Source organism: Mycobacterium sp. IDUB_17, assembly GCF_055419465.1.
In genome coordinates this window covers 331,115-344,077 of the sequence record NZ_JBVAXS010000005.1, presented here as the reverse complement: position 1 = coordinate 344,077, position 12,963 = coordinate 331,115, and the positions used below count along the sequence as shown (strand labels likewise).

The 12,963-nt window shown below is 66.5% G+C and carries 14 protein-coding genes; 6 read left to right on the top strand and 8 right to left on the bottom strand.

The genetic code is table 11. The annotated features are described in order from the left end of the window. Nucleotides 1-7 precede the first annotated feature (7 nt). The 4 genes from ACZYZ7_RS22520 to ACZYZ7_RS22505 form a co-directional block, all read right to left on the bottom strand. Nucleotides 8-955, bottom strand: a complete 948-nt coding sequence (locus ACZYZ7_RS22520) for a MerR family transcriptional regulator (protein WP_463741853.1) — start codon at nucleotides 953-955, stop codon at nucleotides 8-10. 68 nt (nucleotides 956-1,023) lie between these two features. After that, complete coding sequence (locus ACZYZ7_RS22515; protein ID WP_135456405.1) at nucleotides 1,024-2,709, bottom strand: cation:proton antiporter; 1,686 nt, start codon at nucleotides 2,707-2,709, stop codon at nucleotides 1,024-1,026. A 37-nt stretch (nucleotides 2,710-2,746) separates the two neighbouring features. Beyond that, the gene (locus ACZYZ7_RS22510; RefSeq protein WP_463741852.1) at nucleotides 2,747-3,541 is read right to left on the bottom strand and encodes an Fpg/Nei family DNA glycosylase; all 795 of its coding nucleotides are present in this window, start codon (nucleotides 3,539-3,541) and stop codon (nucleotides 2,747-2,749) included. 3 nt (nucleotides 3,542-3,544) lie between these two features. Next, on the bottom strand, nucleotides 3,545-4,024 hold the full coding sequence (locus ACZYZ7_RS22505) for a ribose-5-phosphate isomerase (protein ID WP_135456410.1): 480 nt from the start codon (nucleotides 4,022-4,024) through the stop codon (nucleotides 3,545-3,547). Nucleotides 4,025-4,085: 61 nt separating this feature from the next. Between ACZYZ7_RS22505 and ACZYZ7_RS22500 the strand changes: the two genes are divergently transcribed. After that, on the top strand, nucleotides 4,086-4,673 hold the full coding sequence (locus tag ACZYZ7_RS22500) for a hypothetical protein (RefSeq protein WP_135456413.1): 588 nt from the start codon (nucleotides 4,086-4,088) through the stop codon (nucleotides 4,671-4,673). Nucleotides 4,674-4,677: 4 nt separating this feature from the next. Here the strand turns inward: ACZYZ7_RS22500 and ACZYZ7_RS22495 are convergent, their stop codons facing one another. From ACZYZ7_RS22495 to ACZYZ7_RS22480, 4 genes are read right to left on the bottom strand one after another with little or no spacing between them, the layout of a single operon-like run. Beyond that, the gene (locus ACZYZ7_RS22495; RefSeq protein ID WP_463741851.1) at nucleotides 4,678-5,637 is read right to left on the bottom strand and encodes an isopenicillin N synthase family dioxygenase; all 960 of its coding nucleotides are present in this window, start codon (nucleotides 5,635-5,637) and stop codon (nucleotides 4,678-4,680) included. Further along, nucleotides 5,634-6,074: a nucleoside deaminase gene (locus ACZYZ7_RS22490; RefSeq protein ID WP_135456417.1), complete on the bottom strand. Its 441-nt coding sequence runs from the start codon at nucleotides 6,072-6,074 to the stop codon at nucleotides 5,634-5,636. Before ACZYZ7_RS22490 ends, ACZYZ7_RS22495 begins: the two co-directional genes overlap by 4 nt. Then, a complete protein-coding gene (locus tag ACZYZ7_RS22485; RefSeq protein ID WP_135456419.1) occupies nucleotides 6,071-7,468 on the bottom strand; it encodes a purine-cytosine permease family protein in 1,398 nt (465 codons plus the stop codon). Before ACZYZ7_RS22485 ends, ACZYZ7_RS22490 begins: the two co-directional genes overlap by 4 nt. Nucleotides 7,469-7,528: 60 nt before the next feature. After that, complete coding sequence (locus tag ACZYZ7_RS22480) at nucleotides 7,529-8,206, bottom strand: GntR family transcriptional regulator (protein WP_135456421.1); 678 nt, start codon at nucleotides 8,204-8,206, stop codon at nucleotides 7,529-7,531. Between the two features lie 201 nt (nucleotides 8,207-8,407). On the opposite strand from ACZYZ7_RS22480, the gene ACZYZ7_RS22475 reads away from it, so the two are divergent. From ACZYZ7_RS22475 to ACZYZ7_RS22455, 5 genes are read left to right on the top strand one after another with little or no spacing between them, the layout of a single operon-like run. Further along, a complete protein-coding gene (locus tag ACZYZ7_RS22475) occupies nucleotides 8,408-9,223 on the top strand; it encodes a transporter substrate-binding domain-containing protein (protein WP_463741850.1) in 816 nt (271 codons plus the stop codon). 33 nt (nucleotides 9,224-9,256) lie between these two features. Further along, a complete protein-coding gene (locus tag ACZYZ7_RS22470; protein WP_135456424.1) occupies nucleotides 9,257-9,919 on the top strand; it encodes an amino acid ABC transporter permease in 663 nt (220 codons plus the stop codon). Continuing rightward, a complete protein-coding gene (locus ACZYZ7_RS22465; RefSeq protein WP_463741849.1) occupies nucleotides 9,919-10,626 on the top strand; it encodes an amino acid ABC transporter permease in 708 nt (235 codons plus the stop codon). Before ACZYZ7_RS22470 ends, ACZYZ7_RS22465 begins: the two co-directional genes overlap by 1 nt. Beyond that, nucleotides 10,623-11,351: an amino acid ABC transporter ATP-binding protein gene (locus ACZYZ7_RS22460; protein ID WP_463741848.1), complete on the top strand. Its 729-nt coding sequence runs from the start codon at nucleotides 10,623-10,625 to the stop codon at nucleotides 11,349-11,351. Before ACZYZ7_RS22465 ends, ACZYZ7_RS22460 begins: the two co-directional genes overlap by 4 nt. A gap of 1 nt (nucleotide 11,352) precedes the next feature. Continuing rightward, nucleotides 11,353-12,942 (top strand): N-acyl-D-amino-acid deacylase family protein, encoded by a 1,590-nt coding sequence (locus ACZYZ7_RS22455; protein ID WP_463741847.1) that lies wholly within the window; start codon nucleotides 11,353-11,355, stop codon nucleotides 12,940-12,942. Nucleotides 12,943-12,963: the final 21 nt, after the last annotated feature.

Genomic DNA, 12,963 nt, shown 5'->3' with positions numbered 1-12,963 from the left:
CGAGTGCCTAGTCGACCGGGTGGCTGTTGAGCCAGTCGAGCACCTGCTGGGCATGCGTGTCCGTCGGGAATATCGGATAGAACACGTGCTCGATCCGACCGTCCCGAACCACCAGGGTGAGACGCGTGTAGAGACGCGGGTGCCCGGCGGCCGCGAACGTGGGCAAGTTCAGCGCGTCCGCCAGGACGAACGCCTCATCCGAAAGCATCCCGAACGGCAAGTCCAGCCGCCGAACAACTTCCGCCTGATAGTCGGCGTCCTGGCTGGACAATCCCCACACCTGCTGCGCGCCGGCAGCGCGCAGTTCCGCATAGTGATCGCGGAATCCGCACGCCTCTGGTGTACATCCGCGCGCGCCGGGAATCGCGTCCCAGCCCTCGGGGAGGTCAACTCCCGGACGACCGGTGAGCGGGTACAGGTAGACGATCGTGCGTCCCGCGGGCAGGCTCTCGAGCCCGATGTCCTCACCGCCACTGCCGGCCAAGGTGATGTCGGGAATCGGCCGGCCCACCAAATGGTCTGCGGCCCCGTCGTCAACGGGTGCGGGCAGGTCGGCGGGAAGAGACGTGAACTCGGTCAACGGTCGGTGCTCCTCATCGAATGCTCGACACGCGGCCTCGGTCAGCCGCGCCGTGAGGACTTGGCGCTTACGCGTCAACGACGCGATGGTCTCATCGAGTACCGCGATGCTGTCCCGGTATGCCGCAAGCGATTCGGGACACTCGTCACTGTGCTCGTGACCGTGGCGAAGGCAGTCGACGAATGGGCCGGCCTTCGACGGGGAGATACCGATCGCGGCGAGTGCGCGGATCTCTTCCACGATCTGCACATGCTCATCGGAGTAGTTCCGGTATCCGTTGCCCAGGCGTGCCGGAGTCAGCAGGCCGAGGTGTTCGTAGTAACGCACGGCCTTGGTCGACGTGCCCGTCCGGCGGGCCAGTTCAGAAATCTGCATGTCAAGTCCTCGCCCAGACTGTAAACATTGCCACCTAGGGCAAGGTCAAGCCGAAACCCGACACAAATCTAGAGGCGGCTCTCCAGACGCGCCGACACACCGGCCTCCTGTAGGTCCAGACGCTCCAGCATGGCTCGCACCGCCTCGTCCTCGATGCGACCTTCGTCACGCTCGGTGATGAGCGCACCGCGTTGCGCGGCAAGCACATCGCGGTAGAGGCCCGAGAACACCGCGGCCCGTTTGGTGAGCGCCTCGGGATCGGGCATTTCGTCCGCGTCCTGTGAATGCCGGGCGATGACCGCGCGGATCTCGGTCACCACACGGGGATCCAGACCTTCTGGAGGATCCACCTCGAACGCGTCGAGCACCTCGTCGGCCGCATCGTGCACCACGCGCTCGGCCTTGAGTTCTTCTTCCCGGTCGGCGGCGTGATCGTCGCAGAACCGGGACAGGTTCAGCCGGCGGATCAACAGGGGCAGTGTCCAACCCTGGATCAGCAACGTGCCAACACTCACCGCGAACGCGATGGCCTGGATGGTGGCGCGCTCCGGGAAGGGTTCGCCCGCAGCTGTGGTGACCGGGATCGCGGCGGCCGCGGCCAATGTCACCACGCCCCGCATCCCGGTCCAGGACACGACGACGTTCTCTCGCCAGCTCAGTGAGCGGCGGTCGATGATCCGGCGCCACCGCGCCTCAGGCTTTCGCTCACGCCGGCCGAGGGCACCGCGGGCGCCGTCGGGCACCGGCACGCTGAACTTGCTCTCCACGTGCCGTGACAGCTTGTTCCGGCCGAACATCAAGAACACCGACAGCGGGCGGATCACCAGCACGATCAGCAACACGATCACCGAGGCGACGGCGACGACGGTCAGCGACTCGTGGGCTTCGTTGAGGTCCTGCAGCACGAACCGCAGATGCAACCCGATGTAGGCGAATACGAACGCCTCGAGCAGAACGTCCACCGAATTCCAGACGTAGCGCTCCTGCAGTCGGGTCTGGTACCCCGCACCCATCGCACCGTTGCCGACCACGAAGCCGGCGACCACCACCGCCAGCACACCGGAGGCGTGCAGTTCCTCGGCGGTGATGAAGGCCGCGAACGGAACCACCAGGCCCTGCACCGTTTCCAGGCCAGGGTTGTCCAGGTGCTTTCGAATCCACAGCGTCACGTAGCCCAGCAGTGCCCCGACCACCGGGCCGACCGTGGCGCTGTATCCGAACAGCAGGAAGGGGTTCTCGATGAAGGTGTGGCTGCCCGCCACCTGGGCCACCGCGATGGAGAACAGGGTCAGCGCCGCCGCGTCGTTGATCAAACTCTCGCCGGTGAGGATCGCCATCACCCGTTTTGGCAGGCCGAGCTTGCGGCCCACCGCGACGGCCGTGACGGCGTCCGGCGGCGCGACGATCGCGCCGAGCACGAGGGCCAGCCCGAAGGTCAGCGGCACCAGCACCAGCCAGGACGACACCGCGGCCACCGTGAAAGCCGTCACCACGACCAGCCCGACACCAAGGCCGAGGATCGGGCGGATGTTGCGGAAGAACGTCGGGAAGGAGAAGTCCAGGGCTGCCGAGTACAGCAGCGGCGGCAGCACCACCGTCAGCAGAATGTGCGAATCCAGCTCGGGGGGTTCGAACCCCGGAAGGAACGACACCGCGCTGCCGATCACCACGATGATCAGGGCGGGTTCCATCCCACGGCGGTGCGCGATTGCTGTGACGAGGATGGCTCCGACGACGACGAGGATCAATTCCACCCGGGAATTGTCCCGTGCCCGCGCCGGCGCCGCGCGCTCACACCTGGCAGTCGGAGCACCAGAAGAGGTTGCGGCCCTCCAGTTCTGCGGTGCGCACTCCTGCGCCGCACACCCGGCAGGCCTCCCCCGCCCGGCGATACACGTAGGTGCGGGGCCGGCCCGGACCGTAGGACGGGGCACCGTGATCGTGCTCGGGCCGGACGACGACGATCTTGCCCCGACGCACGCCGACCTTCATCAGTTCGACGAGATCGGTCCACATGTCGCTGAATTCGGCCTGGCCCATCTGGGTGCCCGGCCGGTACGGATCGATGTGATGACGGAACAGCAGCTCACTGCGGTACACGTTGCCGACGCCGGCGATCACCGACTGGTCCATCAACAACGCACCGATTGACCTGCGCGACTTACTGATTCGTGCCCAGGCCAGGGCGGGATCGGCGTCCTTGCGCAGCGGGTCGGGACCGAGCCGCGCCACCACGTCGGCGATCTCGGGCTCCGCGATCACCTCGCACACGGTGGGGCCACGCAGGTCGGTGCCGTACTCGGCGCCCACGATCCGCATCCGCACCTGGCCGACCGGCAGCCCCAGCGGGACGAGAGCCTCGGTGAACGTGCCGTACAGGCCGAGGTGGATGTGCACGACCCGGCCACCGTCGTAGTGGTGGAACAGGTGCTTGCCCCAGGCGTCGGCCTGTTTGAACACCTGGCCGTTGACCGCGGCGGCACCATCGGCGAATCGGCCCTGCGGGCTGGACACCATCACCGGTGCCCGGCCGAACCGCTTCTGGTGCAGCCGGGCCAGCCGGTGCAGGGTGTGCCCTTCGGGCATGGGTCAGGCGGGCGCGCCGGGAACCGGCGGGGCCACGTGGTCCTTCTCGTACTCGGCCAGGATGTCGATGCGGCGCTGATGGCGCTCGGCTTCCGACCACGGCGTCGACAGGAACGCGTCGACGATGGCCAGCGCCTCCTCCTCGGTGTGCATGCGACCGCCCAGGCCCATCAGCTGCGCGTTGTTGTGCTCGCGGGCCAGCTTGGCAGTCTCGACGCTCCAGGCCAGGGCACAGCGGGCGCCGGGCACCTTGTTCGCGGCGATCTGCTCGCCGTTGCCCGAGCCGCCGAGCACGATACCCAGGCTGCCGGGATCGGCGACTGTCCTGACTGCCGCGTCGATGCAGAACGCCGGGTAGTCGTCATCGGCGTCGTAGCTGTAGGCACCGCAGTCGATCGGCTCGTGGCCGGTCTTCTTGAGGTGCTCGATGATGGTCTGCTTGAACTCGAATCCGGCGTGGTCGGCACCGATGTAAACGCGCATGTCGGTAACCCTAACTGGTCAGTAACGCCGCTTGGCCATAGCGCAGGATGACGGTATGGAGATGAGCGGTTGGCTCCGTCGGCGGCGAGACGCGGCACCCTCGACGATCGATGTCGATCAGATCTACCCATACCTGGTTCCCGAGGACTATCCCGACGCGCTGTCGACCGGCGCGCAGTCTCAGCGCCGGATCGGTCACGGGCTCTCGGTGGCTCTGGTGACACCGACGGGCCCGGCTGATGCGCAGATCCTCGGCGCGGTGGGAGCCGCCGGCCTGGCCGGCGCCGGGATCGACCTGGCCACGGCCTACGGCCACGCCGATCGGGCGCTGTCCGCCGCCTTGTCGGCGGGCCAGATCGCGCTGGAGTTCTTCGATCGGGGGCCGTCCGGAGCACCGACCGTTGTCGCGAGCGGAAGTTGGCTGGCAGCAACCACACTGGTGGCTCCCGGGCTCTACGAGCGCATGACCCGGTTTCTCGGCGAGGACATCGTGGCTGCGGTGCCACACCGCGAGCTGCTCTTTCTGTTCGGTGCGGACGCCACCGGGGCGATGGCCGAGATTGTGGCGACCGAACATCGCGGCGCCCGGAAACCGTTGACGACGGGGTTCTTCACCCTCGACCCCGCCGGCCCGACGCCCAGGTCGTAGCACGTCAGCCGATGGTGATGGCGTCCAGGCGTTCCTTGATGAAGGCCGACGACGTCACGGGCTCCAGGCCGCCGATCTTGCCGATGGGGGGTTCCAGCGGCGCGACCAGCGCATCGTGGTTGGCCTCGTAGAAGTAGATCAGCGAGACCAGGTCCTCTTCCGGGGCGTGCGCCTGCGGCGGCAGGACGCGGTGCCGGCCCGAGGGCCAACGGCGGCCACTCCAGTACTCCAGCAGGTCACCGATGTTCACGGTGAGCGATCCCGGCTCCCACGGCGCGTCCTCCCAGCCCTCCTGCTCGGAGTAGACCTGCAGTCCGCCCGCGCCCGGCTCGCGGTCGAGGATGGTCACCGTGCCGAAGTCGGTGTGCGGGCCGATCCGGAACTGGCCCGGCTCTGGCTCCCCCACCACGCTGACCGGCGGATAGTGGTTGATGTTCATGGTCCAGGTCGGCCGATCCGCCAGGGCGACAAAGGGGTTGGCCGCCAGCCCGAGGGCGTGGGCGAACAAGGCCAGCAGGTCGTCGGAGACCTTCCGCATCGCGGCGGTGTACTCGTCGACCAGCGTCTGCAGCGCAGGCACCTCGGCCGGCCACACGTTGGGTGCGAACCAGATCCGGTCCACCTCAGGGTCACCGGTCGCGGTCTCGGCGCCCAGGCTGAAGCTCTCCTTCAGATCGGGCGGGGTCTCGGTGCCCTCGGCGTAGCCGTTGGCCTCGGCGCCCGGCCCGATCCAGCCGTGCCCGCCGACCGGTACCGAGTAGCCCTGCTTGACGTCGTCGGGTAGCGCGAAGAACTCGCGGCTGGCCGCGCGGACCTTGGCCGCCAGGGCGGTGTCCACACCGTGGCCGGTGACGACGATGAAGCCGGCGCGCTGCAGCCCGGCGTCGACCTCGGCGGCGACCGCGTCGGCCGCTGCCCCGCCGGCGTACCACCGGGACATGTCAATCGTTGCTATCGCGCTCATTCGCCGATGTCCTCCGCCCACAGGTCCGGCCGCTCGGCGATGAAGTCCTCCATCATCGCCACGCAGCGTTCATCGTCGAGCAGGGTAACCGCCACCCCGTGCTCGGCCAGCCAGTCATGGCCACCGGTGAAGGTCCGGCTTTCACCGATCACCACCGCGCCGATGTTGAACTGGCGGACCAGGCCGCTGCAGTACCAGCACGGCGAGAGCGTCGTCACCATGATCGTGGACCGGTAGCCGCGCTGGCGCCCGGCGGCCCGGAAGGCGTCCGTCTCGGCGTGGATCGACGGGTCGTCGTTCTGCACGCGACGGTTGTGGCCGGCGCCCAGCAGCGTCCCGTCCGAGCTGAACAAGGCGGCACCGATCGGAATACCGCCTTCGGCCAATCCTTTTCGTGCTTCCTCGACAGCGACGTCGAGCATCTGCTCCGGGGTCATGCCGGCACCATCCGTTCCGCGGTGAGTTTGGACCGGCACAACACTAGATAGCACGCACCGGCGATGAGAAACCCGACGAAGAACGTGATGTCACCCAACTGCGGAACAGCCCGCACGACAAATCCGTGGAAGTGCTCCTGGTTGCAGAACAACGCCACCGACGCGACCAGACCGATCAGGAACGACAACAGGCCGGGCCAGTTCGTGTAGGACCGGTCGTAGAGGAGATGCGCGACGGTTTGGTCCCCGCGCAGGTACTGGTCGGCGAACACCACCCCGAGCCACGGGCCGATCCAGTACGCGATGATCAACAGGAACGCCTCGTAGCTTGCGGCAGCGTCGGCCAGCGCCCACCAGGCGATGAGAAATCCGACGATGCCGAAGAACGCGGTCGCCAAGGCCCGGGCGATGTGATGCGGGAGCTTGATCCCGATGGTCACGAAAGCCATTGCACCCGAATAGATGTTGATCGCGTTGGCGGCCACGGCCCCGATCGCGATCGCCAGCAGGGTCAGGCTCGCCAGCCACGGGGCCAACTCCGAGGTGAACGCCGTGGTCGGATTGTCCGAGACCGCGGGGCCGATGGTCACCGACGCCGCGCCCACCGCCTGCAGCAGCATGCACGACACGAACAGTCCTGCGGCAGCGAAGAATCCGGTACGCGGGCCGGCCTCGGACCGGGGCAGGTACCGCGTGTAGTCGGCGGCATACGGAGCCCACCCGGCGACATAGCCGAATGCGGTGCCCACGGTCAGCAGGAAGCCACCCGTGCCACCGACACCACCGGTGACCGCGGGCGCGCCCAGATCCGCCTTGCTCAGGATCACCACCGAGGTGATCGCGAAAATGACCGCGAGCACCGGGAATGCCCACCGTTCGAAGGCCTGCACCAGGTTGTGCCCGAAGATCGCCAGCGCCGTCTGCACCACGACGACGAGCACCAGCGCCAGCACCGGCGCGATGCCGATCAGGGTGGAGAGTGCGAACGCACCGCTGACGCTGTTGGTGGCGAACCACCCGATGCCCGCGGTCACCGTCATCAGCAGTGAGGGCACGGCATTGCCCTTGAAGCCGAACGCCAGCCGGCCCAGCACCATCTGCGGGACGCCGTGCAAGGGCCCACGCTTGGACAGGAAGTAATGCGCCAGCGCCCCCAGGCCGGTGCCGATCGCCAGGCCGGCCACCGCCTGCCAGAACGTCATGCCGTAGACGGAGACCGCCAGCACGCCCAGGAAGATCGTGGCGAATTCGAGGTTCGGCGAGGTCCATGTCCAGAACAACTGGCTGGGCTTGCCGTGCCGATCGGCCTCGGCGATGTGCTCGTTACCGCCCGGCTCGACAGCTGCGATCCGGTCGCGGTAGGAACCGTCGGTACTGGGCTCAGCCGCTGTCATGCGTACACCGTGGCGTGAACGGTGGCCCAACGCAAGCTGAACGCGGAGATTGGTTGGCGTTCAGTCGGGCTCGGCGACGGAAAGCAACTCGCGGGCGCTGACGACGATGTGGTCATGGAGCGCTGAGCGGCGCACCTCCGGCCCGCCGGTCTTGATCGCGTGCAGTAGAGCGCGGTGCTCTTCGGGGATCGCGAACGGGCTGTCGTGGCGCCTGGCGAGCCGGTGGATCTGCATCCGGATGCGCGGTTGCACACTGGCCCACAGTTGCATCGCGTGTTCAGAGTGAGCGCTTTTGACGACCGTCTCGTGAAACAGCACATCGAGTTCGTTGAGCAGATCCAGGTCGTCGACCGCCGCGGCATCGTCCATGAGCGCCACGAGCCGTTGCAGCTCGGCCAGCACGGCCGGATCGACGCTTGCCTTCTCCACGGCGAACTGCTCGATCGACAACCGCACCGGAAGCAACACCCCCAGCAGTTCGTCGGCGCTCACTGTCGCCACGAATGCCCCGCGGTTGGGGATGTGATGCACCAAGCCTTCGCTTTCCAGCTGTCGCAGGGCTTCGCGCACGGGACCGGGGCTGGTGCTCAGGTGCGCGGCCAGCACATCTTGCTTGAGCTGCGCACCGGGTGCCAGGCCGCCTTTCACGATCTGCTCGCGCAGCCAGTCCGCGATCTGATGCCGTCGCGACGCGGGCAACGGGGCGACTGCGGCCAGTGGTTCCAGCGCCTCCGTCAATGGTCGTTCTCCTTTACAAAGGTCGCCAAGGTTGCCCCGTGGCGTCAATCCTATGCAGCCGCCTGCGCCCATTCGGGCACAGACATTGCCGCCTTCCACTGTTGCGCAGATTACAGATTATAGATAATCTCTGATTTATCCAAACGAGGCGCCGCGGTTACGGACCTCGACCCGAAAAAATCTTCTGAACAAAGGACATTCATGCGTAGAGCCCTCCGCGCCGTGTTCGTTGCCCTTGCCGCCACCACCGCGCTGGTGCTAGCCGGCTGTACGTCGTCGGGTCAGACCGGCACCGCCCAGAGCAGCGTCCTGACCAAGGTGCTGACCTCCAAGAAGATCACCATCGGAGTCTTCGCGGATGCCCCTCCGTATGGCGTGATGAACGGCGCCGGCGAGTACGAAGGCTTCGACATCGACAAGGCCAGAGCACTCGCCGACTCACTCGGCGCCGGCGTGGAATTCGTCAGCGCCACCAATGCCAGCCGAATTCCCATGCTGGAGACCGGAAAAGCCGACGTCATCATCGCCGCGCTGACCAACCTCGACGAGCGGGCCCAGGTGGTCGCGCTCACCCGGCCGTATGCGTCAGAGGGACAGCTGGTCGTGGTGCCCGCGGACAGTCCGATTCGGCGCTATGACGACCTTGCCGGCCGCACCGTGGCCTCGACCCGCGGAAGTGTGCCCGCCTCCATCTTGGAAGCCGAGTTCCCGCAGGCCAAGCCCAGCCTGTTCGAAGCCGTTGCCGACTCCATCCAAGCCCTGCGCAGCGGAAAGGTGGACGCACTGATGGAGAGCACGGCGGTGGTCGCCGGTGTACGCGCCAGCCAGGGTGATGCGGTACGGGTGCTCGATGCGCCCCCACTGGCGCCATCGTTCGTGTCCTTCGGCATCAAGATGGGCGACCAGGTCTGGCTCAACTACCTGAACAACTTCATCATGAACTACAACATCAGCAAGGCCGCCGATGAGTCCTACAACAAGTGGCTCGGCATGGACGTCCCCGCGCTCATCAAGTAACTCGCTGCATCCCAACATTTCTCAGGACAACACATGCAGCTCTACTACGGGGACCTGATCCCCTATCTCGTTCCCCTACTCAAAGGCCTCGCGGTCAGCATCGGGGTGAGCCTGGTCGCAGCGGTAGTCGGCGGCGCATTCGGAATCCTGCTCTACTCCGGGCGCACGTCCAAGGTGAGCATCTGGCGCGTCGCGTCATCGACCTACATCGAGGTCATCCGCAACACTCCATTGCTGTTGCAGCTCTACCTCGTCTACTTCGCACTGCCGCAGGCCGGTGTCAACCTCGACCCGGTCGCCGCGGGCATCCTCGCGCTCAGTATCAACAACGCCGCGTACATGGCCGAGATCTTCCGCGCTGGCTTTCAGTCCGTGCCGGCCGGCCTGCGCGAAGCGGGCGCGGCACTCGGGCTCAGTCCGCGCGACACCTTCTGGCGGGTGCTGTTCCCACCGGCGATGCGAAATGTCCTGCCGGCCATGACCAATCAGACCATTCTGTTGTTCCTCGCCTCGTCGATCACGTCGGTCGTATCCCTGCCCGACCTGATGCACGTGATGATGGGAATCACCTCGACCACGTTCCGCACCATCGAGGCGTTCACCGTCGGCGGCCTGCTCTACTTCGCGGTCGCGTTCCTCATCGCGAGCCTGTCGCGAATCGTCGAAACCTGGTTCATCAAGTGGAAGGTGGCGTGATGTTCGAAGGACTCGGCACCCAACATCTCTCGTTGATCTGGCACGGGGCCCTCGTGACTCTCCAGATATGCACGTTGTCAGTGCTTTTCGGCGGCGTACTCGGAATCGTCATCGGCCTGATGTCCACCGGGACAATCCGCGCCCTGCGGTGGGTGGCCGCTCTCTACGTCGCGTTGATCCGCGGCATCCCGGTGTTGCTGATCATCTTCTTCGTCTACTTCGGTATACCGCTGTTGGCCCCGGGCAGCAGCCTCTCGGAGTACTGGGCCGGGGTGATCGCGCTGTCGGTGTTCGCGTCGGCCTACATCGGCGAGCTCGTGCGCGGCAGCATCCAGGCCGTCCCCCGCGGACAGTTCGAGGCCGCCGACGCACTCGGGCTGTCCTACGCCCATCGCATGCGCTGGGTCATCCTGCCGCAGGCCGCGCGGGTGATCGTGCCACCCGGTGTCGGTTTCCTGGTGGTGCTGATCAAAGACAGCTCGCTGGTCGCAGTCATCGGTCTCATCGAACTGACCCGCGCGGGCAATGTGGTCAGCTCGCTGACGGCCGATCCGATCACCACCTACCTCATCGTCGGTGCCGGCTACTTCGTCATCTGCTACGCGCTTTCGTCGCTGGGCCGCCGATACGAACAACGGCTCGGCGTTCACGTCAAGGCACCCGATGTCGGCGACACCCTCACTCTCACTACAGGAGCGAACAAATGATCAAGGTCGACGGACTACGGCTGAGCTTCGGTGACACCGAAGTGCTGCACGGCGTTTCGTGCCGGGTGGCCGAGCGTGAAGTGGTGTGCATCATCGGCGCGTCGGGCTCGGGCAAGAGCACGCTGCTGCGCTGCATGAACGGTTTGGAACGGCCGTCGCACGGCACGATCGTGATCAACGAACACACGCTAGGGCCCCAGGAGAAGACCGCCGACCTTGCCGTGGTACGCCGCGACGTCGGCATGGTGTTCCAGCATTTCAACCTCTTTCCGCACATGACCGTCATCGAGAACATTGTGCTGGCGCCGCGGCGGGTACTGGGTCGCACCAGGATCGAGGCCGAGGAACGGGCCCGCACTCTACTGGGGCGAGTTGGTCTGGCAGACAAGGCCGACGTCTATCCCGATTCGCTGTCGGGCGGCCAGAAACAACGCGTGGCCATCGCCCGTGCGCTGGCCATGGATCCAAAGATCATGCTGTTCGACGAGCCCACGTCAGCGCTGGACCCCGAGATCGTCGGCGAGGTGCTGGCGGTGATGAAAGACCTCGCCGCCGAGGGCATGACGATGGTCGTGGTGACCCACGAGATGGGCTTTGCCCGCGAGGTCTCCGACCGGGTGATCTACATGGACAAGGGCACCATCGTCGAAACCGCCAGCCCGACATCGATGTTCACCTGCCCGCAGGAGACCCGCACGCGGGAGTTCCTGAGCAAGGTGCTCTGAGATGCCGGTACTGGACTACTTGCTGACGGGCGCAGAAGTCGTCGACGGTACCGGGACGCCCGCGCGACGAGCCGATGTCGGTCTGCGCGGGAACCGCATCGCATTCGTCGGGTTGTCGCCCGACGTCCGAGCGGTCACCACCCTCGACTGCACCGGCATGACCATCACCCCCGGGCTGATCGATCCGCACAGCCACAGCGACTGGTCAGTGCTGGGCAATCCCGACGCGTTCAGCACGATCCACCAGGGCGTCACCACCGAGGTGGTCGGCAACTGTGGCCTCACCTATGCCCCGATCGGAGAGGACGATGTCGACACGACCGCAAGTGCCCTGCGCGCCATGGGCTACGACGGTCCGGTCGACTGGCGCAGCTTCGGTGAGCTCGTGCAGCGAGTGCACTCGGGTCCGACAGCGCAGAACCTCATGTGGTTCGTGGGGCACACTGCGATTCGCTGCGCCGCGCGGTCATCCACCGACCAACTGCGCGCGCAGATACGCCTGCTCGAGGAGGCGATGGAGGCCGGCGCGATCGGCTTCTCCAGCGGACTGGAGTACGGCTCAGGACGCTTCGCGGCCACCGAGGAACTCGTGACGCTCGCCCAGGCGGCAGGCCGGCGTGACGGCATGTATGCCAGCCACATCCGAAACCGCGACGCCGATCTCGACAGCGCCGTGGACGAGTTCTTCGCCGTCGTCGACGGAGGGCAGGTGCGGGCTCAACTTTCGCACCTGAACGTGCGTCATGACACCGGCGCCGAATCCGGCGCCTGGGAGCGCGCGGCCGAGCGCGTTGTCACCGAACGACAGCGTGGAACCGATGTGTTGGCCGACATGACCCCCTACCCCCACGGTATCGGCATGGCCACCGGGTTACTCCCCGCCTGGTTGGCAGAACGTCCCGGCGTCGAGGCCGCCGAGCTGCTCAAGGACCGGGAAGTTCGCGAGCAAGTGCGCCGGGACAGCGACCGCTACTGGCGGTTCGTCCACCGCGGCCAGTGGCACCGCGTGCGGCTCGGAGTCAGCCCGACCCACCCCGACTGGGAAGGACTGCCCTTCACCGAGATCGCCGAGCAGCACGGCGCCGACGAGTGGGAGTGCCTGTTCGACATCCTCACCGCGGCAGGCGCCGACATGGGCAGTGTGCAGCTGATCGGTGAATTGTTCACGGCGGGCCACCTCGACGAGGCAATCGCGCACGACCACTTCCTGCTCGGGGTCGACGCCTTCACCACCTGCCGACACGGCGCCCTCGACGGCCGCACCCGCAATCCGCTGTTCTACCACGGACATACGCATTACCTGGCTCACCACGTGCGGATGGGAACCCTGTCGCTGGAGACGGCCATCCACAAGATGACCGGCATGGTCGCCGAACACTTCGGCATGCGCGACCGGGGTGAACTGCGCGAGGGAGCTTTCGCCGATGTCGTCGCGTTCGACCCCGCGATCATCGGCCGCACCGACACCTGGACGCTGCCGCGCCGATATGCCGACGCGGCGCGACATGTCTGGGTGAACGGCGTGCCCGTCGTCACCGACGCCACCCACACGGGCCGCAGGCCCGGACTCATGCTCACCCGCCGGCCGTGACCACACGACCGCATCATCCCG